Here is a 23,668-nt window from a genome sequence, read left to right as displayed (position 1 = left end):
CACCGCCCCGGCCGGACACCTCACGGGCCGGCCGCGCGGGCGTCGGAGCCCCTCCTCGTCCCGGCGCGCCCCCGGGCCACGGCGGCCGCGGCGCGCCTGGGCATCGACCGCCGGGGGCCGGCCGGGGAGGGCAGCGCCGCCTCCGCGCGACGGCGGACCGGTGCGCAGTACGCGGCCGCACGCGGGCCCGCGCCCCGCAACTCGTCCGCACTGCGCAGCAGTTCGGCGGCCAGAGTGGCCCGGCCGCGGGCCGCCGCGATGTCCGCGGCGAGTTCGGCGGTGCACGCGGCGCCCTCCGTGTCGTCGTGGGCGAGGTGGCTGTGCAGCGCGCGGCCCGCCTCCTCGGCGGCGACCTCCAGCGGGCCGCCCTCCCACCGCAGCAGCTCGGCCTGCGCGTGCCCGAGCCAGGCCTCGGCCCACGGGTCGTGCACCTCGGCCGCCCCCGACCTCGGCAGCACCAGTTCCTGCGCGGCCTCCGGGTCCGTACGGACCAGGGCGAGCGCCAGGGCCGCCCGGTTCCCGGCGCCTCCGGGCCCGAACCCCGGTGACTCGCCGAGGAGTTCGATGGCCGACCGGAACGCCTCGGCCGCCTCGCGGGCCCGTCCTTGGCGCAGCGCGGCGACGCCCCGGGCGTGGTCGAGCAGGCCGAGGCAGCGCTCGTCGCCGTCCCGCTCGGCCGCGAGCCGGCCGTCCAGGAGGGCGACCTCGGCGGCTTCGTCGTCGTCGCACAGCAGCTCCAGGTATCCGGCGAGCCACCAGGCACGGCCGGGGACCGGGTCCCGGTGCGGGCGCAGCACCCGCCGCAGCGCCGCCCGCCCCTCCCGGGCCCGGCCGCACGCGACCCACAGGAACCAGAGGTGAACCACGGTGTCGAGGGCGACGCCCGCCTCCGCCGCCGCGGAGAGGGGGCCCGTGCGGGGGTCCATCGCCCGCTGGAGGTCGGGGAGTTGGCGCAGCACGAGGGCGCGCGCCTCCCGCTGGCGGCCCCGGCTCCAGTACTCGGCGGCCCGCCGGGCGAGCCGGGCGCACCACGCCCGGTGGTGCAGGTCGAGCGCCCAGCGCTCCCCCGCCGCCTCCAGTGCGCGCAGGCACACCTCGCGCATCGGCCCGGTGAGCCGTGACCGCGGCCCGCCTGCGGGGTCCCCCTCGCGGCCCGGCACGAGAGCGAAGGGTGCGACCCGCTCCATCAGGACCGGGATCCGTGCGGCGGGCAGCGCCCCCGAGGCACACACCTCGCGCACCGCCCGCAGGTCGAACTCCGCCTCGAACACGGCGATTCGGCGCAGGAGTTGACGCTCGCCGCGGGTGCTGCGCGCGTAGGACCGCTCGGCGGCCGCCAGCGCCCGCGAGCTGTACGGGCGGCGCTCCACCACCGCCAGCTCCTCAGGGCCGCGCAGCCGCCGCCCGGCGTCCAGGAGCGCGCCGGGCAGCCCGTCCAGGCGACGGGCGAGGGCGGTGGCCCGGGTGGCGGTGTCGGGATCGGTCAGGAGCCGGCCGCCCGCGGCGTCGGCGAGCAGCCCGACGGCGGCGCTCGCGCTCAGCGGCGGCAGCCGCTGCACCGCCTCACCGCGCAGCCAGCTCGGCCGGTCGGAGATGCGCAGCACGGTGAGCCCCGGCACGTCCTCGAGGAGCGCGGCGAGCAGGTCGGTGCCCGCGCCACCGAGGTGCTCCCAGTCGTCCAGGACGAGCAACGGGCGCGCACGCAGGTGCCGCCCCGGCCGGACGCCGAGCCGGTGCCGCAGCCGGGCCCCGACCCCGGCCAGCACACTCGCGTCGAGCCCGGCCCCCGATTCCCACACCACTTCGCGCCGGCCACGCGCACGTACGTGCTCGACGGCCTCCCGCGCGAGCCGGGTCCTGCCCGCCCCCGAGGGCCCCACCAGGGACACCAGTCGCCAGGACGCCAACCGCGTGAGCAGCGCCGCCAGTTCGCGCTCACGCCCCTTCAACTGCCCTTCAGCCATGCCGACCCACACCCTCGCAGAGTTTCGCGTTCCGATGGACGACCACTGCGGCGTGTACTTCCCTGAGTACTGCGCCCCCTATCGTCCGGCGACTGGTGACGCATCCGGCGCGCCGCGCAACCCATGGTTACTCTGTAGTGAAAGAGCGCGTGGCATATGCGCGGATTCACCAGGGAGAGCCGTGAGAACAGGCGAATTCGCCGTTTCGGAGGCGGATCTGACGCTGATCCATGCACTCCAGCTCGCGCCGCGCGCCAGCTGGGCGCAGTTGGCGGAGGGGATCGGCCACTCCGCGGGCACTCTCGCCCGGCACTGGGCGCGGCTGACGGAGGCGGGCATCGCGTGGAGCGGCGTCCTGCCGGACGCCGTTCGCGGCGGCGGGACGACCCTGTGCTCCGCGTGGATCCAGGTGCGCTGCACGGCGGGCGGCATCGCGGCCACCGCCGCCGAACTCGCCCGCGATCCGGGCACCCTGTGCGTGGTGCGTCTGGCGGGTGCGGCCGACCTGTTGGTCTTCCACACCTGTTACGACACCGCGGCCCTCGACCGCCATCTGGGCGAGCGGGTGCATGCGCTCCCCGGAGTCCGGGCCACCCGCGCCGACCTGGTCACCAGGATGCACGGCCCGGTCTCCCCGCTCCACCTCCACCAGCTCGGCCCGGACCTGCGCAGGAAGGTGGCCTCGCTGGCCCCGCGCCTCTCGTCCGGCGGCACACCGCAGGACGGGATGCCGGACGCCACCGACCGCGCCCTGCTGCACGCCATGGCCGGTGACGCCCGGCTCGGCACGACGGCCCTCGCCAAGGCGTGCGGGCTCAGCGAGGCGACGGCGCGACGGCGCCTCGACCGCCTTGAGAGCCGCTCGGACCTCCACTACGTGGTCAAGCTCGCGCCCCGGTTCACGCCCCGGCCGCTGCTCGGCTTCCTGTACCTGGACGTGCCTCCGGAACAGGCCGCCCAGACCGCCGCGGCGGTACTGCGCCAGCGCGGGACCCGCAACGTGTCGTCCGTGACGGGCCCGCACAATCTCCTGGTGTGCGCCTGGCTCCGTTCTCCCGCCCAACTCGCCGAGTACACCGAACGGTTGAGTCGCACGGTCCCCTCGGTCCGGGTCGCCGGGACGACCCTGGCCCTGCGCATCCAGAAACTGGGCGCGCAGATCCTGGGTCCTGACGGGACGCGGGAACGCCTTGTGCCGCCCGACCTGTGGGGAACGGACCCGCTCGCCGGCTGAACGGCGCGGGCTACTTCCCCGGCTCCACGTCCGCAGGCGGCGCGTCCCCCGGGTTCACGACCCGCGCGAGGAACGAACGGGTGCGCTCGTGGCGGGGGTTGCCGAGCACCTCGTCGGGGGTGCCCTCCTCGACGACCACTCCGCCGTCCATGAACACGACGCGGTCCGCGACCTCGCGGGCGAAGCCCATCTCGTGGGTGACGACCATCATCGTCATGCCCTCGTCGGCGAGCGAGCGCATCACGGCGAGCACATCGCCGACCAGCTCCGGGTCGAGCGCGCTGGTCGGCTCGTCGAACAGCATCAGCTCGGGCCCCATCGACAGGGCGCGGGCGATGGCGACGCGCTGCTGCTGGCCGCCGGAGAGCTGGGACGGATAGCTGGTCTCCTTCTCGGCGAGACCGACCCGTTCGAGGTTGGCGCGCCCCGTCCGCTCCGCCTCCGCCCGGTCCCGCCCGAGGACCCGGCGCTGCGCGATGGTGAGGTTCTCCAGGACGTTCAGGTGCGGGAAGAGGTTGAACTGCTGGAAGACCATGCCGATCCGGCGGCGTACGCGGTCGATGTCGAGGTCCGGGTCGGTGAGGTCGGCGCCGGCCACCACCACCCGCCCGGACGTGGGCTCCTCCAGCAGGTTGGTGCAGCGCAGCAGCGTGGACTTGCCGGAACCCGAGGGGCCGATGACACACACCACCTCGCCGTGCGCGACGGTGAAGTCGATGCCGCGCAGCACCTCCAGGTCGCCGAACGACTTGTGCAGTCCCTGGATCTCGATGGCCGCGGTCATGCCTGTGTCCTCGTCCTCGGTGCCGTTCCGTGCGTCCTTGGTGTCACCTGTCATCCCCCGCTCACCTGGCCTTCGCGTGCCGCGCCTCGAGGCGGCGCACCAGGTAGCCCAGGGGGACGGTGACGAGGAGATAGCACAGGCCCGCGACGAAGATGGGGGTGCTGTTGGCGGTCTCGCCGGCCAGGTCCCGGCCGAACTTGGTGAGTTCGCGCGTCTCCAGGGAGACACCGAGGAAGAGGACCAGCGAGGAGTCCTTGAACAGCAGGACCAGTTCGTTGGTGAGCGGCGGCACGATGATCCGGAAGGCCTGCGGGATCACGATCGAGCGCATCGCCAGCGTCCGCGACATGCCGAGGGTGCGGGCGGCCTCCATCTGGCCGCGGGGCACGGCCTGGATGCCGGCCCTGATCGTCTCGGCCATGTACGCCGCGGCGACCAGGCCGAGGGCGATGGCCACCTGCCCGTAGACACCGCCGGGCAGGGCGGTGCCGGGGAAGGCGAGGGGCACGCCGACGCCGATGAAGATGAAGATCAGCAGGGCGGGCAGGCCGCGGAAGAACTCGATGTAGATGGAGGCGAGCCACCGGTAGGGGGCCACCGACGACAGCCGCATCAGGGCGATGACCAGACCGAGCACGAGGCCGACACCGAACCCGGTGAGGGTGTAGATCACCGTGTTGACCAGCGCGGTCGTGATCAGGTCCGGGAACATCCGGCGGGCCACGGACGGTTCGAGGAACTGGTGCTGGAGCTGCCCCCAGTCGGCGAGCGTCGCCGCGAGCACCACGGCGACGGCGAGGACCGCGTACTGGACGGCTTGCGTCACCTTGCGCCTGCGGCGCGGCGACATCCGCTTGCGGGGCGTGGCCTCTCCCCCCGAACCGCCGCCCACCGAAGGCGATTTCACGGAACTCACTTGTCGGCGCCCTTCGGCATCGGGCCGATCCACTGCTCGTACAGCTTCTTGTACGTGCCGTCCTTCTTGGCCCGGCCGATCGCCTTGTTGACCGCGGCGAGCAGCTTCGGGTTGCCGCCCTTCTTCACGGCGAAGCCGTACTCCTCACCGGTCGGGACGGTGCCGAGGAGCGTGAACTTCTCCTTGACCGCGGAGTCCTTGAGCCAGTTCTGGACGACCGGGTAGTCCTGGACGATCACGTCGACCTGGCCGGTGCGCAGCCCGTTGAGTTCGGCGTCGGAGCTCTCGAAGGACTGGGAGTCGACGCCCTTCTTGTGGGCCAGGTCCTCGCCGGTGGTGGCGGCCTGGGAGCCCAGCTTCAGCTTGCCGCCCTTGATGTCGTCGAGGGTCTTCGCGTCGACCCCCTTGCGGGCGAGCAGCGCTTGGTCAGCGTCGAAGTAGGGGTCGGAGAAGTCGAGGTTCTGCTTGCGCTCGGGCGTGATGGTCATGCCGGCCGCGGCGACGTCGCACAGGCCCGCGTTGAGGTCGGCCCCGGTCTTGATGGTCTCGAAGGACTTGTCGATGATGTCCTGCTTCACCCCGAGCTGCTTGGCCACGAGGTCGATCAGGGAGACGTCGAAGCCGACGACCTTGCCGTTCTTCTCCGACTGGAAGGGCGCGTACGGCAGGTGCGTACAGGTCGTCAGCTTGCCCTTGTGGACCAGCTTCACTCCGCCCTCGGTCGTCGTGACATCGGCGCTCTTGCTGCACGAGGTCGTCAGGGTCACGAGGCAGGCCGCGACGGCGAGCGGGACACAGCGGCGGGCGAGGCGTGCGGTTGAGGTCACGGTGCTTCCCTGGGACATGGAGGGGCCGGCGAGGCGCGGCACGGGCGGGGCCGAGAGCACGTCGGTCCGGGGTGCGGGACCGGCACTGACCTCGGAAAACATGGGGTTCGGACACAGTGACGCACGGGCGCGGCAAGGTCTACATCGCATTTCTTTGCCCACCCCAAGAAACGCTTTCCGATCTTGACTTGCGGGATGAACTCCATAGCTTGTACGCATGTTTGACTCGCGGCACATCCAGACGTTCGCCGAGGTCGTGCGCACGGGCTCCTACGCGGCGACGGCGCGGGACCTCGGATACACGCAGCCCGCCATCAGCCAGCAGATGAAGGCGCTCGAACGCGCCGCGGGCACGCCGCTGTTCGTCCGTGCGGGGCGCGGGCTGCGGCTCACGGACGCCGGGCAGGTGCTCGCCCGGCACGCCACGGGCATCCTCAGCTCCATCGAGACGGCGCACGGCCAGCTGAAGGCGATCACACGCCTGGAATCGGGGCGCGTGCGGGTCTGCGCCTTCCCCGCCGCGAACGCCACGCTGCTTCCGGCGACCGTCGCCCGCCTCGCCGCCTCCCATCCCGGCATCCGTGTGGAGCTCCTTGAGGAGGAGCCACCGGACTCGCTGCGCGCGCTGCGCGAGGGTCGGTGCGATCTGGCGCTCGCCTTCTCCCCGAGCGACCCGGACGACACAGAAGACGCAGAAGACGCAGACGGCTCCGACCACCCTGGACACCGGGACGGCGAGGAGGGGCTGACCGGGCTCCCCTTGCTCGACGACCCGCTGATGGCGCTTCTCCCCGCCGACCACGCCCTCGCGGAGAGCGGCCGCGTGGACCTCGGCCTGCTGGAGCGGGAACGCTGGATAGCCGGATGCCGACGCTGCCGTGGCCACTTCGTCGCCGCGTGCGCGCGGGCCGGGTTCGCGCCGGACATCGCCTTCACCACCGACGACACCCTCGCGGTCCAGGGCCTGGTGGCCGCCGGGGCGGGCACCGCGCTGGTGCCCGGCATGGCGCTGCCGCTCCTGCGGCACACCGGGGTCGTGGCCCGCCCGCTCGCCCCGACGCTCGGGCGCCGCGTGTCGGCCTTCGTCCTCGAAGGGCACGAGGCGGCGCCGGTCACCGCACTGCTGTTGCGGACGCTGAGCGAGGCGGCGACGGCCGCGGAGCCGACAGCGGAACCGACCGCCGTTTAATTTGTCTTTCAAATGCAACATCAATAACCTGCGTCCATGCGGTTGACGCGATTCACGGATCTCGCCCTGCGCGTACTGATGCGCCTCGCGGTCGAGGAGGGCGAGCTGCCCACCACCCGCGAGGTGGCGGGCGCCATGGAGATGCCGTACACGCACACCGCGAAGGTCGTCGCCAAGCTCCAGCGGATGGGGCTCGTCGAGGCGCGGCGCGGCCGGGGCGGCGGGCTCGCGCTCACCGGGGCCGGGCGGGCCGCCTCCGTCGGGACCCTCGTGCGCGAACTGGAGGGCCCCGGGGACGTCGTGGAGTGCGAGGGGACGACACCCTGCCCGCTGCGTTCGGCCTGCCGGCTGCGGGGTGCGCTGCGCGAGGCGCAGGAGGTGTTCTTCGCGGCGCTCGACCCGCTCACCCTCACCGATCTCGTCAAGGCCCCGACCGGCCCCTTGCTCGTGGCCCTTTCGCCCCCTCCCGGGACGGGCTGACCCCGGCACCATGAGTACCGGGCAGCCGCCCGCGACCCACCCCCCTCAAGCCGGGAAACACCCGCGCGCTTGAATATGCATCTGAGAGTCATATTAAGGAGCCCTGCCGATGCTCACCGACCGGTCGGCCACCGTCGTTCGCGCCACCCTCCCCGCCGTGGGCGCCGCCATCGAGGACATCACCGGCCTCTTCTACGAGAAGCTGTTCGCGGCCCACCCCGAGCTGCTGCGCGACCTGTTCAACCGCGGCAACCAGGCGGCCGGCACCCAGCGCCAGGCCCTCGCCGGTTCGATCGCCGCGTTCGCCGGCCACCTCGTGAACCGTCCGGACGACCGGCCCGACGTGATGCTGGCCCGCATCGCGCACAAGCACGCCTCCCTCGGCGTGCGCGCCGAGCAGTACCCGGTCGTGCACCAGCATCTCTTCGAGGCCGTCGCCGAGGTCCTCGGCGACGCCGTCACCCCGGAGGTCGCCGCCGCCTGGGACGAGGTGTACTGGCTGATGGCGAACGCCCTCATCGCGATCGAGCAGCGGCTCTACGCGGAGCGGGGCGCGGTCGACGGCGACGTCTGGCGGGAGTGGGAGGTGGTGTCCCGCGCCGAGGAGACGCCCGACGTCGCGTCCTTCCTGCTGCGTCCTGCCGACGGCGCCCCCGCACCCGCGTTCAGGGCGGGCCAGTACGTGTCCGTGCAGGTCGAACTCCCGGACGGGGCACGGCAGATACGCCAGTACAGCCTCACCGGCGCGCCCGCCGCCACCGGGCGGTCCATCGCCGTCAAGCGGGTCACCGACGGCGAGGTGTCGAACCACCTGCACGCGCGCGTGCGCGAGGGCGACCGGCTGCGGGTCTCGGCACCGTACGGCGACCTCGTCCTGCCCGCCGACGAGGCGCCCCTGCTGCTCGCGTCCGCCGGTATCGGCTGCACCCCGATCCTCGCCATGCTGGAGGACCTGGTGGCCGCGCGGCACGCGGGCCCGGTCACCGTCGTGCACGCCGACCGCTCCCCCGGCACGCACGCGCTGCGCACCGAGCACGCGGCCCTCGCCGCCAAACTCCCCGACGCCACCGCCGCGTTCTGGTACGAGGAAGGGGTCCCGGCCGGCGGGCGCACGGGCCGCGCCGATCTCGCGGAGGTGCCCGTCGCACCCGGCACGCGCGCGTACCTGTGCGGTCCGCTGCCCTTCATGCGCGCGATGCGCGAGCAGTTGCTCGCCAAGGGCGTGGCCGCCGCCGACCTCCACTACGAGGTGTTCGGCCCGGACCTGTGGCTGGCCGCGACGGCCTGACAGGTCAGCCGAGCAGCCGCTGCCGCCACGGGTGGCCGTCCCCGTACGTCGTGGTGAGCGCATCGGCGAGCCACCGGCGCTGCCCCGCGCCGAGGACGGGCAGCGCAGCCTCGAAGTCCGTCTCGTCCTTGGGCCGCGGCCCCTTGGCCTTGTAGTGGAGCTGCACCTCCGGGGCGACGACGGGCGTGCCGTCCTCCGTGACGAACCCCAGGGCGTCCAGCGGCCGCCGCACGCGCGGATCCCGGCGCGACACCCACTCCCCGCCCTCGGACTCCTCCAGCATGAGCTGGACGCGCCAGCGGGTGTCACCGGCGGGGCGGCACCAGATGTCGTGCACGCCCGCCGGGAGCAGCTCGCCCCGCTCCCACGGGCGCAGGCTGCCCGGCGGGTCCGCCGCCCACAACTCCCAGCCGTCCAGGACCCGGTGGGCCAGGCGCTGGTCACGTCGCAGCAGCATGACGTCGATGTCGCCGTGCTCGCGCAGCACCCGCCCCACGGCCAGCTCGACCGCGACCCCGCCGGCCACCCACCAGGGTTCCTCGATGCCCCCGAACCGGGCCACGACCTCGCTCAAGGGAGCGGGGTCCCAGGGATCGAACGGTGCTCGGAGTCGTCTCATGCGCACGATTCTCCCGTCCGGCCGGTGCCCTGACCGAGCCGTGGACACCGGCTTCACCGGTGTGAACTCTTCTGGCAGGGTGAGCCGCTGGACGATCCGTTCAGCCTGCAACCAACTGCCGAGGAGTAGTCGCGATGAGCCGCCGCGCGTCCAGACAACGTGTCGCCACCCTGTCCGCCCTGGTCTGCCTGCTCGGCCTGACCGCCGCCGCTCCCGCCGCGCCGTCGGCGGTGCACACCTCCGCGGGCAAGAAGGCGAGCCTGCTCGACTCGGTGCCGAAGTCCGGTGTCCTGCGCGTGTGCACGACCGGCGACTACAAGCCGTTCACGTACAAGGACCCCCAGGACGGCTCGTACAGCGGCATCGACATCGACATGGCGAAGGACCTGGCCAAGAGTCTGGACGCCAAGGCCCAGTGGGTGGACACCACGTGGGCGAACATCGCCACGGACCTGTCGGCGGGCAAGTGCGACGTCGCCGTCGGCGGTGTCTCGATCACGCTGCCGCGCGCCCGCCAGGTGTACTTCAGCGAGCCGACCCGCGAGGACGGCAAGACGCCGATCGTGCGGTGCGAGGACAAGGACAAGTACCAGACGCTGAAGGACATCGACCAGGCCGGGACGACCGTCATCGTCAATCCCGGTGGCACGAACGAGCAGTTCGCCCGGGCGCACATCAAGAACGCCACCATCAAGCTCCACCCGGACAACCGCACGATCTTCGACGAGATCGTGGCGGGCCGGGCGGACGTCATGATGACGGACGCGAGCGAGACGCTCTACCAGTCCAAGCTCCACCCCGAGCTGTGCTCGATCCACCCCGACAAGCCGTTCTCGTTCGCGGAGAAGGCCTACGCGACGCCGCGCGGCGACCGTGACTTCCACGGTTACGTCGACCAGTTCGTGCACCTGGCGACGCACGACGGCACGTACGAGAAGTACGAGTCGGAGTGGCTGGACTGACCCCTACAGGAGGGTGGGCGTGAGGTCGGGCCCGGTCCCGGCCTCGTACGCGTCCTCGTCGAACGGGTACAGCGGGCGCTCCACCCGGTGGTGTCCCAGGCGCAGCAGGTCCTGGTCGACACCGCCGGGGGTGAGCGCGAGCAGCCAGTCCGCCGCCATGTCGTGCAGTTCGGGCTCCAGGTAGCCGATCTTGACGACGACCACGTCGTACGTCCGCGGGTCGATGCCGAGACCGCCCTCGGCCGGGCCCGTGAAGTCGGCGAGGGTGTGGAACGGCTTGCGGCGCTCGACGAGGATCACGGTGAGGCCGCCGACGCGGACGGCCGCCGTGTCGACTCCCCGGTCGTAGGCCCCGCCCTCGGCGCGGTCCTTCTGGTCGGCGGCGCGCTGCAACGCCTCGACGGTGCCGGTGAGTTCGTACGGGCCGCCGTGGTTCGCGTCGACCTTGCCGCCGACGGAGAGGGTGACCTCGGCGCCGACACCGGCCTCGAAGCAGACCGCGACGGCGACCGGGTCCGTGATGCCGGGGTGGACCGCCGTGACCTTCCCCGAGCGGATCGCGTCGTTCTCAAGCAGCTTGCCCAGCATGTACGCGAGGTCGCCCGCGCCGCCCGCGGTCGGGTTGTCGCCGGAGTCGCTGATGAGGAAGGGGCGCCGGTCGGAGGCGACGGCCTGCTCGATGCACTCCTCGGCGCTGCCGGTCGGACCGACGAAGAGGAAGTCCTTGCGGGCGTCCCAGTAGCGGCGGGCCAGCGACTCGGCCTCCTGCGCGGCGAGTTCGGCGTCCTCACCGGTGACCACGATGACCGCCTTGCAACGCGGCTCGTCGGCCCACGCGTAGCCGACCCACATCGCCGCGTCGAGGATGCCGTCCTTCTTCTCGATGTCGGCGAGCGAGGCGTACAGGGACTTGGCGGGCTCCAGGCGGGTGCTGGTCTTCTCGCCGGGCAGCAGGACCGGGACCTGGACCCAGGCGCGGTGCGGGCGGACGCCCTCGCGCAGGCAGTGCACGAGGTTGCGGGCGGCGCGCTCGCGGGTGTCCCAGGCGTCCTCGTGCGGGGCGAGGCGGTGCGCGGTGAGCAGGTCGATCGGCTCGGCGAAGCGGCGCGAGACGTTGCCGTGCAGGTCCATGCCCGTGGAGATCATCGGGCGGCCGCCGTCCGGCGTCCCGTGGTGGTCGAGGGCCGCGCGGACCGCCTCCGTGAGGTCGCCCTCGGCGTCGGTGAGGCCGATGACGCTCATGGCGCCGTGGATGTCGTAGACGAGACCGTCGAGCGGGCCCGCCTCCCGTATCCGGGTGACGAGTTCGTCCTTGAGGATCAGGTACGACTCGGCCTCCACCGGACCACCGGGCAGCGAGGTCGCGTGCAGCAGCGGCACCCACTCGACCAGCTCGGCGAGGTCCGAGTCTCCTTGCGTCCACGTGTAGCGGTCGAGGAGGTCCTGGCCGCGCGTCTGCCGGAAGTCGTCGGTGGTGGAGCGGTGCGGGCAGAACGTGGACGACTCGATGCCGATGCCGCCGATACCGATGCGCAGGCGGCGGCCGGTGACCGGGGTGGTGCTCGTCATGCGTGGACGCTCTCTTCCTTAAGGGCGGGGGCGGTGGACGACAGGTTCCGGTGCAGCGCCGTGAGGCCCGCGCCGAGCAGGCCCGCGTCGCGGCCCGCGGCCGTCGTGGTGATCTCCAGGTCGGCCGTCGCGAGCGGCAGGCAGCGCTCGTAGAGCACGCCGCGGACGGCGGCGACGAGGGGCTCGGCGGTGGCGAGGACGCCGCCGATGGCGACGGCCCGCGGGTTGAAGAAGTTGACGACGACCGAGAGGACGGTGCCGATGTGCCGTCCCGCGGTGCGTACGAGGGTGGTCGCGACGGGGTCGCCGTCGGCGACGAGCTGAAGCAGCTCGGTGGTGTTGGCCACGTCGACGCCCTGCGCCGCGAGTTCGCGGATGAGGGCGGCGCCGCTCGCGACGGTCTCCAGGCAGCCGATGTTCCCGCAGGAGCAGGGTCGCTCGCCGGCCTCCTCCACGCGGACGTGGCTGATGTCACCCGCGCTGCCGTTGGCGCCGTCGTGCGGCCGGCCCGCGACGATGACGCCGCTGCCGATGCCGCGTCCCGCCTTCACGACGACCATGTGGTCGAGCTCGGGGCGGGAGGTGCGGTGCTCGCCGACCGCCATCATCGTGGCGTCGTTGGCGACGGTCACCGGCATGCCGAGCCGCTCGGCAAGGACGTCGCGCAGCGGGTAGCGGTGCCAGCCCGGCATCCGCGAGGGGCTCAGCACGCGGCCGTCCGCCGGGTCGACGGGGCCGGGGAACGAGACACCGAGCGCGCGCACGGCCCGCCCCGACTCCCGCTGCTTCTCCGCGAGATCGGCGACCTGGGCGCACAGCCAGTCGACGGCGGACTCGGGCCCCGCGGTGATGTCGTGCGGCAGGTCGACGGCGTCGTGCACGGCCGCGCCGAGGTCCACGGCGCCGAGCCGCGCGTGCCGGCTGCCGAGGTCGGCGGCGAGCGCGACGCCGCCCTGCGCCTTGACCCGCAGCAGGCGGGGCCTGCGCCCGCCGCGCGAGGCTCCCTCGCCGGACTCGGTGAGCACGCCCTGGGCCACCAGCTCCTGCACGCGCAGCGAGACGGTGGAGGGCGCCAGGCCGAGTTCCCTGACGAGGTCGGCGCGGGAGGAGGCGGCTCCGGACGAGACGAGCCGGAGTATGTGCTGGGCCGAACCCGGCTCGCCTTCGTTCGCGGTGTCCGCCATCGGGTCCCCCTGGAGACTTACTTCGGCTGGTTCATTCGATGTCGAACCGAACACTAACCATCGACGAACCAAGTACGCCAGGCCCCACCGGTTTTTAAACTACTTTCCGAATGAATCTATTGACTTGCTTCGAACGGTCGACTTAGCGTTCGGGCGCCCCTCGTCGAATCTTCACACGGGGCTGGATCCCGTCCCCTTGGAGGCCCTTCGGCATGCGCTCTCTCAGGTCAAAGGCGTCCGCGGCGCTCGCCCTCGTGGCGGCGCTCGTGGCGCTCACCGGCTGTACGCACGAGGCCGGCCGCATCGCCATGGGCCGCACGGGCGGCACCCCCGTCGAGGGCGGCACGGCCACCATGGCCCTGCCACCCGCGGCGACCCCGAACTGGATCTTCCCGATCGGCGCCCCCGGCTACGGCGGCTCCTACAACTACGCGATCCAGTCGCAGCTCTACCTGCCCGTGTACGACGCCGTGCAGGAGAAGGGCGAGCTGGTCACGCACGGTCCGAGCACGCTCGGCCTGGAGCCGAAGTACAGCGACGGCAACAAGACGGTCACCGTGCCGCTGCGCAAGGGCGTCACGTGGTCCGACGGCACCGAGGTGACCGGTCGCGACCTCGAGTTCTGGTTCAACCTCGTCAAGGCGAACAAAGCCGACTGGGGCGGCTACTCGGTCGGCAACATCCCGGACAACGTCAAGAAGTTCGAGCTCGTCGGCGACCACGCGGTACGGCTGCACCTCAAGCGCGCGTACAACCCGGACTGGTTCACGGCGAACCAGCTCTACTACATGCGCGCCCTGCCCCAGCACGCCTGGGACGCCACGAGGGACGGCGGCAAGGTCGGCGACTTCGACCGGACCACGAAGGGCGCCAAGGCGGTCTTCGCCCGCCTCACCCGGCACGCCAAGAGCCTCGGCTCGTACGGCACCGACCCGCTGTGGAAGACCGTCAACGGGCCCTGGAAGCTGGCCGGCTGGCGGGACAACGGGCAGGTGACGCTCGTACCGAACGAGAAGTACACCGGCCCGAAGTCGGAGCGCCCGCACCTCGACAAGGTCGTCTTCAAGCCCTTCACCACCGCCGACTCCGAGTACAACGTGCTGCGCTCCGGCGGCGTCGACTACGGCTACATCCCGCCGTCGGTGATGGCGCAGAAGGAGAAGTTCGAGTCCAAGGGGTACCGCGTCGACCCGTGGGAGGGCTGGGCGGCCACCTACATCGTCTACAACTTCAACTCCACGCACGCGGGCCCGGAGATGAACCAGCTCTACATCCGGCAGGCGATGCAGCACCTCGTCGACCAGAAGGCGATGAGCAAGGTCATCTGGCAGGGCAGCGCGACCGCGACGCTCGGACCGGTCCCGGTCACGCCGAAGAGCCAGTACCTGTCGAAGGAGATGGCGCACAACCAGTACCCGTTCTCCGTCTCCAGGGCGAAGTCGCTGCTGTCGGCGCACGGCTGGAGGACGGTCGACGGCACGGCGCGCTGCGCGCGGCCCGGCACGGGCGACGACCAGTGCGGCAAGGGCATCGGGAAGAACGACCCCCTGGAGCTGACCCTGCTCTCGCAGTCCGGCTCGACCGAGACGACGAACATGATGCAGGAGCTCAAGTCCTCGCTCAGCAAGGCCGGCATCGATCTCACCGTGCGCCAGCAGCCGCTCAACTCCGTGCTCGGCAACTCCGTTCCGTGCAGGGCGAAGGACCCCGGATGCAGCTGGGACATGTCCTTCTTCGGCACCGCGGGCAGCTGGTACTACCCGCTCAACCCGAGCGGCGAGCAGCTCTTCTCCACCGGTGCCTCCTCCAACTTCGGCAACTACAGCGACAAGAAGGCCGACCGCCTCATCCGTGGTGTGCAGTACGCGCCCGACATGAAGGCCATCCATGAGTACGGCGAGTACCTGGCGGAGCAACTGCCGGTGATGTGGATGCCGAACCCCGCGTACCAGGTGTCGGTCATCCGCAACGATCTGCGCGGCGTCGAGCAGAACCCCACCGTGACCTTCCAGCCGTCGCACTGGTACTTCGTCAAGAAGGGAGCCGAGAAATGACCGGCTTTCTGGTCAAGCGTTTCCTTCAGGCGCTCGTCGTCCTGTTCCTCGTCTCGATCATCGTCTTCACCCTGCTGCACCTGCTGCCGGGCGGCCCCGCCCGCGCGATCCTCGGCCCCAAGGGCACGCCGCAGCAGATCGAGCACTTCAACCACGTGCAGGGCTACGACCGTTCGCTGCCGACGCAGTACCTGATGTACCTGAAGCGGCTGGTGACGGGCGACCTCGGCGAGTCGTACAAGCTCAACTCGCCGGTGCTCGACCTGCTCACCCAGCGCCTGCCGAAGACGCTCCTGCTCACTCTCATGTCGACGGTGCTCGCGGTGATCATCGCGGTACCGCTCGGCCTGCTCCAGGCGGTGCGGCGCGGCAAGGCGTCCGACTACGCGCTGACCGGTCTCGCGTTCCTGATGTACGCGACGCCCGTGTTCTTCCTCGGCCTCATCATGATCATCCTGTTCGCGCAGGTGTTGCCGATCTTCCCCGCGGAGGCCCCGCAGGGCGAGACGATCGGTGAACTGCTCGGCGACCTGCCGGGGTTGATCCTGCCGGTCGTGACCATGGCGTTCGGCATCGTCGCCATGTTCAGCCGCTACATGCGCTCGGCGGTCCTCGACAACCTCACCGAGGAATACGTGCGCACGGCCATGGCGAAGGGACAGTCGAGCCGCCGGATCATGGTCAAGCACGTCCTGCGCAACGCCCTGATCCCGCTCGCCACCCTCCTCGGCCTCTACCTGCCGACGCTGTTCAGCGGCGCCCTCGTCGTCGAGTCGATGTTCAACTACCCGGGCATGGGGCTGCTGTTCTGGAACGCCGCGCAGGGCTCGGACTTCCCCGTCCTCCTCGGCGTGACCCTCGTCGTCGGCATCGCGACCGTCCTCGGCTCGCTGCTCACCGACATCCTGTACGCCGTCCTCGACCCGCGGATCCGGAGCGTGTCATGACCACTGCTGTGACGACCTCTGCCACACCCGGGCAGGAGGAGGCCGCGCAGGCCACACCCTCGCTGGCCCGCCGCACGCTGCGCGTGTTCACGGGCAACAAGCTGGCCCTGGGCGGCGTGATCCTGCTCGTCCTGCTCCTGGCCTTCTGCTACCTGGGCCCGCTGCTCCACCCGACCGAGCAGGTCCACACCGACCTGTCCCGGGCGAACCTCGCGCCGGGCGCCTCCGGTCACCTCCTGGGCACCACCGACCTCGGCTACGACATGGTGGGCCGGCTCATGGTCGCGGGGCAGACGTCCCTGGAGATCGGCCTGGCAGCAGGCCTGTTGGCGACCTTGTTCGGCACCGTGTACGGCGCCGTCGCCGGATACTTCGGCGGCTGGGTCGACGCCACGATGATGCGGATCACCGACGCCGCGCTCGCCATCCCGGCGATGTTCCTCCTCGTGGTCGTCGCCGCCATCATCACGCCCAGCAAGGGCATCCTGATCCTCATCATCGCGGGCGTCGCCTGGCTCTCCCCCGCCCGCCTGGTGCGCGGCGAGGCGCTGTCGCTGCGCAACCGCGAGTACGTACAGGCGATGCGGATGATGGGCGGAGGCGGCGCCCGCGCGGTCTTCAAGCACATCGTCCCGAACGCCATCGGCACGGTCATCGTCAACTGCACGTTCCAGATCGCCGACGCCATCCTCTACGTCAGCTACCTGGCCTTCCTCGGCCTGTCGATCCCGCCGCCGTCCGCCGACTGGGGCTCGATGCTGTCCTCCGGCATCACCTACACGCAGAACGGCTACTGGTGGCTGATCTTCCCGCCGGGCATCGCGATCGTCCTGGTCGTCGCCGCGTTCAACTTCATCGGCGACGGACTGCGCGACGCGTTCGAAGTACGGCTGCGCAAGTGACGTACGAACCAAGGGATTTGACCGGCGAGAAGGGCCGCACCACGACCATGACGACTCCCCTGCTCCGCATCGAGGACCTCCGCGTCGACATCGCCACGCGCGACCGCACCGTCCACGCCCTCGACGGCGTCTCCCTCGAACTCGCGCCCGGCGAGGCCCTCGGCATCGTCGGCGAGTCCGGCTGCGGCAAGACGATGACGGCCCTGTCGGTCCTCGGCCTGCTGCCGCCCGGCGGCGAGGTGACCGGCGGCCGCATCCTCTTCGACGGCCAGGACCTGGCGGCGGCGCCCGCCCCGGTCCTCCAGGACGTGCGCGGCAACACCATCGGCATGGTGTTCCAGGACCCGCTGACCTCCCTGAACCCGACGATGACCATCGGCGCGCAGGTGGCGGAGCCGCTCCTGCTGCACCGCGACGTCTCCAAGAAGGAGGCCTGGGCTCGCGCCGAGGAGACGCTGCGCCTGGTCGGCATGCCGCAGCCGGCCGAGCGGATGAAGGCGTATCCGCACCAGCTGTCCGGCGGCATGCGCCAGCGCGTCGCCATCGCCATGGCCCTGGTCTGCGAACCGAAACTCCTGATCGCGGACGAGCCGACGACAGCCCTGGACGTCACGACCCAGCACCAGATCCTGGAGCTCATCGACGATCTGCGCGAGCGGCTCGGCATGGCGATGATCCTGGTCACGCACGACCTCGGCGTCATCGCGAACCGGGTCGACAAGGTGGCCGTGATGTACGCGGGCCAGGTGGCGGAACAGTCCGATGTGCGCGGCCTGTTCGCCCGCCCGCGGCACCGCTACACGGAGGCGCTGTTCGCGGCGCTGCCCGAACGCGCGGCGGACAACGCGACGGAGCTGCACACCGTCCCCGGCCTCCCGCCGAGCCTGACCGTGCGGCCCACCGGGTGCCGGTTCGCGCCGCGCTGCCTGTTCGCGACGGACGACTGCCGCACCCTTGAGCCGTTCCTGGAGGAGGACGAGGTGCAGGGCGCGGAGCACCGGTTCGCGTGCTTCCACCCGGTGCCGCACGAGGTGGACGCGGCGGACGCCGACGAGGTGATCGCGCCGCCCCCGATCCCGTCGCAGTCGGCCCCCGGCGACGTACTGGTCGAACTCGACGCGCTGGTCAAGGAGTTCCCGCTCAAGGGCGGCCCGTTCTCCCGCAGCCGCGGCACGGTCAGCGCGGTCGGCGGGGTGTCGCTGAGCATCCGCAAGGGCGAGACGTTCGGCATGGTCGGCGAGTCGGGCTGCGGCAAGACGACGCTCGGCCGGATCGTGGCGGGCCTGGAGGAGCCGACGGCGGGCTCCGTACGCTTCGAGGGCCGGGACCGCGCCTCGTTGTCCCGCTCGGAACGGCGCGCACACCGCCGCGACGTCCAGCTGATGTTCCAGGACTCGACGGCGGCGATGGATCCGCGGATGCGGGTCGGCGAGATCCTGCGCGAGCCGCTCGTCATCCAGGGCGTCGGCGACAAGGCCGAGCAGGAGAAGCTGATCGGCGAACTCCTCGACGCGGTGGGCCTGCCGCGCGGTGCGGTGCACCGCTACCCGCACGAGTTCTCCGGCGGCCAGCGCCAACGCCTGGGCCTGGCAAGGGCGTTGACGCTCTCCCCCGATCTGGTGGTGGCGGACGAACCGGTGTCGGCGCTCGACGTCTCGGTGCAGGCGCAGATCCTGAACCTGATGCGGGAGCTGCAACGCGAACGCGGCCTCACCTACCTGTTCATCTCGCACGACCTGGCGGTGGTCCGCTACCTCGCGGACACGGTCGGCGTGATGTACCTGGGCAAGCTGGTGGAGGTGGGCCCGGCGGAGCAGGTGTACGCACATCCGCTGCACCCGTACACGCGCGGCCTGCTCGACACGGTGAACGTGCCGGATCCGGAAGCGGGGTCCGCGGGAGCGCCGCTGACGGGCGAGACGCCGTCGGCGGCCAGGCCCCCGTCGGGCTGCCGGTTCCGCACCCGGTGCCCGATCGCGCAGGACGTCTGCGCGACGACGGAGCCGCCGGTGTCGACGCCGAACTCGGCGGGGCACCGGGTGGCGTGCCACTTCCCCTTGGCGGTGCCGACACCAGCCTGACCTGCGCCGATGGGCCATGCGGGGGCCGTTGTCAGTGCCGAGGTGCAGACTGACCGATACCTGGAGACAACGACGTTTCGGAGGTTCGGCATGACTGACGTACTACTGGCGGTGGGCACCCGCAAAGGCCTCTTTCTGGGCCGCAAGCGCGTGGGCGGTTCGGGGGCGGGCCCGGCCTCGTTCGAGTTCGACGACAGCCCGTACTTCAACGCGCAGGCGGTGTACTCGGTCGCCATCGACACGCGCGGGGAGCGGCCCCGGCTCCTCGCGGGCGGCGACAGCGCGCACTACGGGCCGTCCGTCTTCCACTCGGACGACCTGGGCCGCACCTGGACCGAGCCGGCCAAACCCGCGGTCAAGTTCCCCGAATTCACGGGCACTTCACTGGAGCGGGTCTGGCAGCTGCACCCCTCCGCCTCGGAACCCGACGTGGTCTACGCGGGCACGGAACCGGCGGCGCTGTACCGCTCGGAGGACCGCGGCGAGACGTTCGAGCTGTGCCGCCCGCTGTGGGAGCACCCCACGCGTTCGCAGTGGGTGCCGGGCGGCGGCGGAGAGGGCCTGCACACCATCCTGACGGACGAGCGCGACCCGCGCGCGGTGACGGTCGCCGTCTCCACGGCCGGCGTCTTCCGCACGACGGACGGCGGGGAGAGCTGGGCCCCGGCGAACAACGGAGTGGCGGCGGTCTTCCTGCCCGACCCGAACCCCGAGTTCGGCCAGTGCGTGCACAAGGTGACGCGGGACGCCGCCGACCCCGACCGCCTCTACCTCCAGAACCACTGGGGCGTGTACCGCAGCGACGACGGCGGCGGAAAGTGGCTCGACATCGGCGAGGGCCTCCCCTCGACCTTCGGCTTCGCCGCGGCCGCGCACCCGCACCGCGGCGACACGGCGTACATCTTCCCCATCACGGCGGACATCGACCGCGTCCCGGCCGAGCACCGATGTCGCGTCTACCGCACCCAGGACGCCGGCACGACCTGGGAACCCCTCACCCACGGCCTCCCGGCGGACGACCACTACGGCACGGTCCTGCGCGACGCCCTGTGCACGGACGACAACGACCCGGCGGGCGTCTACTTCGGCAACCGCAACGGCGAGGTCTTCGCATCGGCGGACGACGGTGACACGTGGGAGCAGGTGGCGTCGCATCTGCCGGATGTGCTGTGTGTGCGGGCGGCCGTGGTGGGGTGACGCGCGGGCTGCCGCACGGGGCGGTGTCCGGGGGCCGAGGGCTGGGCCCGCTCAGCGCCCGGACTCGCCTCCCTCCCCCGGCCCGGCGGTGTCGAGGCTGTACCAGGCCGTCGCGTCCGGAGGGAGGAGCCGGGCCGTGGCCGGGAGCGGCAGGCTCGTGAGGGACGGGGGTCCGGACGCGACGTCCGGCAGGAGCACCGGCTCGGAGGACGGGTTGGTGACGCACCGCAGGGAGCCGACCGTGAAGTCGAGTACGGGGTCGCTCCCCACTGAGTGCCAGGTGAGTCCGGTGTTCGGGGTGAGGAGGGCGCGGCGCAGGGCGATCGCTGCGTGGTAGAGGGCCAGGGTGCTGGAGGGGTCGGCCTGTTGGGCCTCCACCGACAGGTCGGCGAAGGACGGTGGCTGGGGCAGCCAGGGTTCCGCGGGGCCGAAGCCGTACGAGGGGCCGGTGCGCTCCCATGGGATCGGGACGCGGCAGCCGTCGCGGCCCTTGCGGGCGCCGGAGGAGCGGTGGCGTACCGGGTCGCGCAGGGCCGCTTCGGGGAGGTCGGCGACCTCGGGGAGGCCCAGTTCCTCGCCCTGGTAGAGGTAGGTGGCGCCGGGGAGGGCCAGGAGGAGAAGTGCGGCCGCGCGGGCGCGGCGAGCGGCGAGGGCCGGGGGCACGTGGGGTTCGGTGCCGCCGGAGCGCAGCCAGCTCTCGATGTCGGTGCCGGGCGGCAGGGCCAGGCGGGAGGCGTGGCGTACGACGTCGTGATTGGAGAGGACCCAGGTGGGGGTCGCGCCGACCTCGTCGGCGAGGGTGAGGGAGCGGTCGATCGTCGCCCGCAGCGCCGCGCCCTGCCAGTCGGTGCCGAGGAAGTCGAAGTTGAAGGCCTGGTGGAGTTCGTCGGGGCGTACGTACTGGCCGCGCCGGTCGAGGGCCGCCCAGGATTCGGCGACGGTGACGCGGGGCGGTTCGTAGGCGTCGACGACTCCGCGAAAGCCGCGCAGCAGGTCGTGCACCTCGTCGCGGTCCCAGAACGGGTGCTTGCCGTGCCAGCCGTCGCCGACGATGCGGTGGTGCACCTGGTCGGGGCCGAGGTCGCGGAGGGGTTCGGCGAGGTCTTTGGCCATGCCGTGGGCGACGTCGAAGCGGAAGCCGTCCACGCCGCGGTCGAGCCAGAAGCGGAGGATGTCGTGGAACTCGGCGACGACCTCGGGGTGGTTCCAGTCGAGGTCGGGCTGGGTGGAGTCGAAGAGGTGGAGGTACCACTGGCCGTCGGGCACGCGGGTCCAGGCGGGGCCGCCGAAGACGGACTGCCAGTCGGTGGGCGGCTGTGCCCCGCCGTCGCCCCGGCCGTCGCGGAAGACGTAGCGGGCGCGGGCCGGGTCGCCGGGCGCGGCGGCGAGTGCCTGCTGGAACCAGGCGTGCTGATCGGAGGTGTGGTTGGGGACGATGTCGATGATGACGCGCAGGCCCAATGCGTGGGCGCGGGCGAGGAGTTCGTCGGCGTCGGCGAGGGTGCCGAAGCGGGGATCGATGTCGCGGTGGTCGGCGACGTCGTAGCCGCCGTCGCGCATGGGTGACGGGTAGAAGGGGGTGAGCCACACGGCGTCCGCGCCGAGATCGGCGACGTGCGGCAGGCGGGCGGTGATGCCGGGGAGGTCGCCGATGCCGTCGCCGTCGCTGTCGGCGAAGCTGCGGACGTAGATCTGGTAGATGACGGCGGAGCGCCACCAGGCGGCGTCGTCCGGGGTCACAGGGTTCCTCCCTTCGGGAACGGCGACTCGGCGAGCTGGGCGGTGCCCGAGCGCGGTGACGTGAGGACGGGTACCCCGAGCGTGCCCTGCGGCAGTGCGGACAGGGCGTCCGCCATCGACGCCTGGGCCAGGACCAGGACGTCGTGATCGGCGGCGAGCCGCTGGGCCTGTTCGGCGATGAGGCGGTCGTGCCGGTCCTGGTCGCCGCTGGTCCGCGCCTCGTACGCGCCGGGGCAGGCGGTGGTGGTGAGGGTGATGTCCCGGCCCAGCGCGTCGGCCGCTCGGCGCACCAGGTCGGCGGTGGGCGTGAGTGTCGAGTCGAGCGTGGCGAGGACGGCGATGCGGCTGCCGGTGCGGACGGCTTCGGCGGCCATGGGTTCGTCGACGCGGAGCACCGGGATTCCGGCGAGCGGGCGGGCCTGTTCGGCGAACGGGCCGACGGACGAGCAGGTGACGAGGACGGCCTCGGCGCCGGCCGCCTCGGCCTGCTGGACGTAGGCGGCGAGGCGGGCGGCGGTGCGGGGCAGCGGACCGTACTGGATGGTGTCGGCGAGCAGACTCTCGTCGACGACGTGGTACGGGCGTGTGTGCGGGGCGAGTTCGCGCAGCAGCGGGTCGAAGGTGGCGGGCAGTGCTGCGACGGTGTGCAGGACGCAGACGCGCGGGGTGCGGGTACTCATGCGGAGGCCTCCGCGCGGCCGGCCTGGCTGGTGGCGGTCTCGCCGTCGCGGGCCGCGGTCGTGTCCCACCACGGGCGTCCGTGGGTGTCCACGATGTCGCCGAGGCGGCGGAGCCGGTCCGTGCTGGGGCCGCGGAGCGCCGCGTCGCGGTCGCCCGTGAGGGCGTCGGTCCACAGGGCGCGGCCCGCGAGAAAGCCCGAGGCGCCGGCGCGACAGGCGGCCTCGACGGCGTTCGGGAAGTCGGCGGCGGTGACGCCCTGGGAGAGGACGACCCAGGGGACGTCGACGACGGCGTCGATGCGGGCGGACTGTTCGGCGAGGTGGGCGACGGAGCCCACGCCGCCGTCCGGGACCTGGCACTTGTACAACGAGGGTCGCAGCGGGGCGAGTTCGCGGGCCGCGTCGACGATGGCGTCGTTGAGGACGAAGCCGGCCTCCTCGCCGGGGAGGGGGCGGGCCACCGGTTCGAGGACGGAGGCGAGTCCGGCCGTACGGCACAGGTCGATGAAGCGGGAGGCGAGTTCCACGCGTTGTTCGTGGCGGCCGTCGCGGCGCCAGATGACGAGGAGCTTCAGGCCACGGGTGCCGTCGGCGACGACCGCGGTGGTGTCCACGGCCTCGTCCAGGGACGTGTCCTCCACGGCCTGGCCGGGGAGTTGGTCGAGGACGTCGACCGCGAGGATCGGCGCGCAGGAGCCGGGCAGCACGTTGTCGTCGATGAGCTGTCGGTAGCCGTAGTCGCGGTCGATGAGCAACGCGGAGGCGTGCGGGCCGAGTTGGCGGGCCACGGCCATCTTGAAGTCGGTGATGTGGTCGTGCGGGATGTCCTTGCCGGGGACTCCGGCGCGCTCGGCCATCATCGTGCGCAGCGAGTCGCGCTGGTCGGCGGCGACCATGGCGAACGTGCCGGTGGGGCGGGCAAGTCGAGCGGGAGCGACGGAGCCTCCGGCGAGCGTGGGGGTGGTGCTGGTGCGGGTCATGGGTGGGGTTCCTCGGGTTCGGTGACTGAATCGGGGTCGAAGCCGTCGTGATGTGCGGGCTGCACCGGGGG

Annotated in this window: 20 protein-coding genes; 10 read left to right on the top strand and 10 right to left on the bottom strand. The window is 72.0% G+C overall.

Features of this window, described 5'->3' with window-relative positions; all coding sequences use genetic code 11:
• Positions 1-20 precede the first annotated feature (20 nt).
• A complete protein-coding gene (locus ACNYS0_RS36130) occupies positions 21-1,964 on the bottom strand; it encodes an ATP-binding protein (RefSeq protein ID WP_422479908.1) in 1,944 nt (647 codons plus the stop codon).
• A gap of 181 nt (positions 1,965-2,145) precedes the next feature.
• On the opposite strand from ACNYS0_RS36130, the gene ACNYS0_RS36125 reads away from it, so the two are divergent.
• The gene (locus ACNYS0_RS36125; RefSeq protein WP_422479906.1) at positions 2,146-3,198 is read left to right on the top strand and encodes an Lrp/AsnC family transcriptional regulator; all 1,053 of its coding nucleotides are present in this window, start codon (positions 2,146-2,148) and stop codon (positions 3,196-3,198) included.
• Between the two features lie 10 nt (positions 3,199-3,208).
• Here the strand turns inward: ACNYS0_RS36125 and ACNYS0_RS36120 are convergent, their stop codons facing one another.
• From ACNYS0_RS36120 to ACNYS0_RS36110, 3 genes are all read right to left on the bottom strand, one after another.
• The gene (locus ACNYS0_RS36120) at positions 3,209-3,982 is read right to left on the bottom strand and encodes an amino acid ABC transporter ATP-binding protein (RefSeq protein ID WP_422482867.1); all 774 of its coding nucleotides are present in this window, start codon (positions 3,980-3,982) and stop codon (positions 3,209-3,211) included.
• Positions 3,983-4,043: 61 nt separating this feature from the next.
• Complete coding sequence (locus ACNYS0_RS36115; RefSeq protein ID WP_422434403.1) at positions 4,044-4,832, bottom strand: amino acid ABC transporter permease; 789 nt, start codon at positions 4,830-4,832, stop codon at positions 4,044-4,046.
• Positions 4,833-4,894: 62 nt separating this feature from the next.
• Complete coding sequence (locus tag ACNYS0_RS36110) at positions 4,895-5,743, bottom strand: transporter substrate-binding domain-containing protein (protein WP_422482866.1); 849 nt, start codon at positions 5,741-5,743, stop codon at positions 4,895-4,897.
• Positions 5,744-5,942: 199 nt separating this feature from the next.
• On the opposite strand from ACNYS0_RS36110, the gene ACNYS0_RS36105 reads away from it, so the two are divergent.
• The 3 genes from ACNYS0_RS36105 to ACNYS0_RS36095 all read left to right on the top strand — a co-directional run bounded on the left by ACNYS0_RS36105 (position 5,943) and on the right by ACNYS0_RS36095 (position 8,682).
• Entirely contained in the window at positions 5,943-6,914 is a 972-nt protein-coding gene (locus tag ACNYS0_RS36105) for a LysR family transcriptional regulator (protein WP_422479904.1), read from the top strand.
• Between the two features lie 36 nt (positions 6,915-6,950).
• Positions 6,951-7,394, top strand: a complete 444-nt coding sequence (locus tag ACNYS0_RS36100) for an RrF2 family transcriptional regulator (RefSeq protein ID WP_422479902.1) — start codon at positions 6,951-6,953, stop codon at positions 7,392-7,394.
• Positions 7,395-7,503: 109 nt separating this feature from the next.
• Positions 7,504-8,682: a globin domain-containing protein gene (locus tag ACNYS0_RS36095; RefSeq protein WP_422479900.1), complete on the top strand. Its 1,179-nt coding sequence runs from the start codon at positions 7,504-7,506 to the stop codon at positions 8,680-8,682.
• A gap of 4 nt (positions 8,683-8,686) precedes the next feature.
• On the opposite strand, the gene ACNYS0_RS36090 is transcribed toward ACNYS0_RS36095, so the two are convergent.
• On the bottom strand, positions 8,687-9,301 hold the full coding sequence (locus tag ACNYS0_RS36090; RefSeq protein ID WP_422479898.1) for a nucleotidyltransferase domain-containing protein: 615 nt from the start codon (positions 9,299-9,301) through the stop codon (positions 8,687-8,689).
• A gap of 134 nt (positions 9,302-9,435) precedes the next feature.
• Here ACNYS0_RS36090 and ACNYS0_RS36085 point away from each other — a divergent pair, with 134 nt between their 5' ends.
• Positions 9,436-10,263: a transporter substrate-binding domain-containing protein gene (locus ACNYS0_RS36085; protein ID WP_422479896.1), complete on the top strand. Its 828-nt coding sequence runs from the start codon at positions 9,436-9,438 to the stop codon at positions 10,261-10,263.
• Between the two features lie 3 nt (positions 10,264-10,266).
• Here the strand turns inward: ACNYS0_RS36085 and ACNYS0_RS36080 are convergent, their stop codons facing one another.
• Complete coding sequence (locus tag ACNYS0_RS36080; protein ID WP_422479894.1) at positions 10,267-11,832, bottom strand: M81 family metallopeptidase; 1,566 nt, start codon at positions 11,830-11,832, stop codon at positions 10,267-10,269.
• Positions 11,829-13,016 carry an ROK family transcriptional regulator gene (locus tag ACNYS0_RS36075; RefSeq protein ID WP_422479892.1) on the bottom strand — a complete coding sequence of 396 codons (1,188 nt, stop codon included), beginning with the start codon at positions 13,014-13,016 and terminating at the stop codon, positions 11,829-11,831. The genes ACNYS0_RS36080 and ACNYS0_RS36075 overlap by 4 nt, the downstream gene beginning before the upstream one ends.
• A 212-nt stretch (positions 13,017-13,228) precedes the next feature.
• Between ACNYS0_RS36075 and ACNYS0_RS36070 the strand changes: the two genes are divergently transcribed.
• From ACNYS0_RS36070 to ACNYS0_RS36050, 5 genes are all read left to right on the top strand, one after another.
• The gene (locus ACNYS0_RS36070) at positions 13,229-15,070 is read left to right on the top strand and encodes a peptide ABC transporter substrate-binding protein (protein WP_422479890.1); all 1,842 of its coding nucleotides are present in this window, start codon (positions 13,229-13,231) and stop codon (positions 15,068-15,070) included.
• A complete protein-coding gene (locus ACNYS0_RS36065; RefSeq protein WP_422479888.1) occupies positions 15,067-16,017 on the top strand; it encodes an ABC transporter permease in 951 nt (316 codons plus the stop codon). The genes ACNYS0_RS36070 and ACNYS0_RS36065 overlap by 4 nt, the downstream gene beginning before the upstream one ends.
• Positions 16,014-16,919 (top strand): ABC transporter permease, encoded by a 906-nt coding sequence (locus ACNYS0_RS36060; protein ID WP_422479886.1) that lies wholly within the window; start codon positions 16,014-16,016, stop codon positions 16,917-16,919. Before ACNYS0_RS36065 ends, ACNYS0_RS36060 begins: the two co-directional genes overlap by 4 nt.
• A 47-nt stretch (positions 16,920-16,966) precedes the next feature.
• Positions 16,967-19,000 (top strand): ABC transporter ATP-binding protein, encoded by a 2,034-nt coding sequence (locus tag ACNYS0_RS36055; RefSeq protein WP_426883768.1) that lies wholly within the window; start codon positions 16,967-16,969, stop codon positions 18,998-19,000.
• A gap of 90 nt (positions 19,001-19,090) precedes the next feature.
• The gene (locus tag ACNYS0_RS36050; protein ID WP_422479882.1) at positions 19,091-20,197 is read left to right on the top strand and encodes a WD40/YVTN/BNR-like repeat-containing protein; all 1,107 of its coding nucleotides are present in this window, start codon (positions 19,091-19,093) and stop codon (positions 20,195-20,197) included.
• A gap of 51 nt (positions 20,198-20,248) precedes the next feature.
• On the opposite strand, the gene ACNYS0_RS36045 is transcribed toward ACNYS0_RS36050, so the two are convergent.
• Genes ACNYS0_RS36045 through ACNYS0_RS36035 form a run of 3 tightly spaced genes read right to left on the bottom strand, consistent with a single transcriptional unit; the run spans position 20,249 to position 23,597 of the window.
• Positions 20,249-21,937, bottom strand: a complete 1,689-nt coding sequence (locus ACNYS0_RS36045; protein WP_422479880.1) for a glycoside hydrolase family 13 protein — start codon at positions 21,935-21,937, stop codon at positions 20,249-20,251.
• Positions 21,934-22,617, bottom strand: a complete 684-nt coding sequence (locus tag ACNYS0_RS36040; protein WP_422479878.1) for an aspartate/glutamate racemase family protein — start codon at positions 22,615-22,617, stop codon at positions 21,934-21,936. Before ACNYS0_RS36040 ends, ACNYS0_RS36045 begins: the two co-directional genes overlap by 4 nt.
• Positions 22,614-23,597: a hypothetical protein gene (locus ACNYS0_RS36035; RefSeq protein WP_422479876.1), complete on the bottom strand. Its 984-nt coding sequence runs from the start codon at positions 23,595-23,597 to the stop codon at positions 22,614-22,616. Before ACNYS0_RS36035 ends, ACNYS0_RS36040 begins: the two co-directional genes overlap by 4 nt.
• Positions 23,598-23,668: the final 71 nt, after the last annotated feature.

This window comes from Streptomyces anthophorae, assembly GCF_049310305.1.
Lineage (GTDB): Bacteria > Actinomycetota > Actinomycetes > Streptomycetales > Streptomycetaceae > Streptomyces.
The sequence above is the reverse complement of the archived record's forward strand: the minus strand, read 5'-3'. Positions and strand labels throughout refer to the sequence as shown.

What these genes read in the sequence shown, in the direction of transcription:
- ACNYS0_RS36130 (WP_422479908.1), bottom strand. Translation starts at nt 1,964, where the DNA reads ATGGCTGAAGGGCAGTTGAAGGGGCGTGAGCGCGAACTGGCGGCGCTG.
- ACNYS0_RS36120 (WP_422482867.1), bottom strand. Translation starts at nt 3,982, where the DNA reads ATGACCGCGGCCATCGAGATCCAGGGACTGCACAAGTCGTTCGGCGAC.
- ACNYS0_RS36115 (WP_422434403.1), bottom strand. Translation starts at nt 4,832, where the DNA reads ATGTCGCCGCGCCGCAGGCGCAAGGTGACGCAAGCCGTCCAGTACGCG.
- ACNYS0_RS36110 (WP_422482866.1), bottom strand. Translation starts at nt 5,743, where the DNA reads ATGTCCCAGGGAAGCACCGTGACCTCAACCGCACGCCTCGCCCGCCGC.
- ACNYS0_RS36105 (WP_422479904.1), top strand. Translation starts at nt 5,943, where the DNA reads ATGTTTGACTCGCGGCACATCCAGACGTTCGCCGAGGTCGTGCGCACG.
- ACNYS0_RS36100 (WP_422479902.1), top strand. Translation starts at nt 6,951, where the DNA reads ATGCGGTTGACGCGATTCACGGATCTCGCCCTGCGCGTACTGATGCGC.
- ACNYS0_RS36095 (WP_422479900.1), top strand. Translation starts at nt 7,504, where the DNA reads ATGCTCACCGACCGGTCGGCCACCGTCGTTCGCGCCACCCTCCCCGCC.
- ACNYS0_RS36090 (WP_422479898.1), bottom strand. Translation starts at nt 9,301, where the DNA reads ATGAGACGACTCCGAGCACCGTTCGATCCCTGGGACCCCGCTCCCTTG.
- ACNYS0_RS36085 (WP_422479896.1), top strand. Translation starts at nt 9,436, where the DNA reads ATGAGCCGCCGCGCGTCCAGACAACGTGTCGCCACCCTGTCCGCCCTG.
- ACNYS0_RS36080 (WP_422479894.1), bottom strand. Translation starts at nt 11,832, where the DNA reads ATGACGAGCACCACCCCGGTCACCGGCCGCCGCCTGCGCATCGGTATC.
- ACNYS0_RS36075 (WP_422479892.1), bottom strand. Translation starts at nt 13,016, where the DNA reads ATGGCGGACACCGCGAACGAAGGCGAGCCGGGTTCGGCCCAGCACATA.
- ACNYS0_RS36070 (WP_422479890.1), top strand. Translation starts at nt 13,229, where the DNA reads ATGCGCTCTCTCAGGTCAAAGGCGTCCGCGGCGCTCGCCCTCGTGGCG.
- ACNYS0_RS36065 (WP_422479888.1), top strand. Translation starts at nt 15,067, where the DNA reads ATGACCGGCTTTCTGGTCAAGCGTTTCCTTCAGGCGCTCGTCGTCCTG.
- ACNYS0_RS36060 (WP_422479886.1), top strand. Translation starts at nt 16,014, where the DNA reads ATGACCACTGCTGTGACGACCTCTGCCACACCCGGGCAGGAGGAGGCC.
- ACNYS0_RS36055 (WP_426883768.1), top strand. Translation starts at nt 16,967, where the DNA reads ATGACGACTCCCCTGCTCCGCATCGAGGACCTCCGCGTCGACATCGCC.
- ACNYS0_RS36050 (WP_422479882.1), top strand. Translation starts at nt 19,091, where the DNA reads ATGACTGACGTACTACTGGCGGTGGGCACCCGCAAAGGCCTCTTTCTG.
- ACNYS0_RS36040 (WP_422479878.1), bottom strand. Translation starts at nt 22,617, where the DNA reads ATGAGTACCCGCACCCCGCGCGTCTGCGTCCTGCACACCGTCGCAGCA.
- ACNYS0_RS36035 (WP_422479876.1), bottom strand. Translation starts at nt 23,597, where the DNA reads ATGACCCGCACCAGCACCACCCCCACGCTCGCCGGAGGCTCCGTCGCT.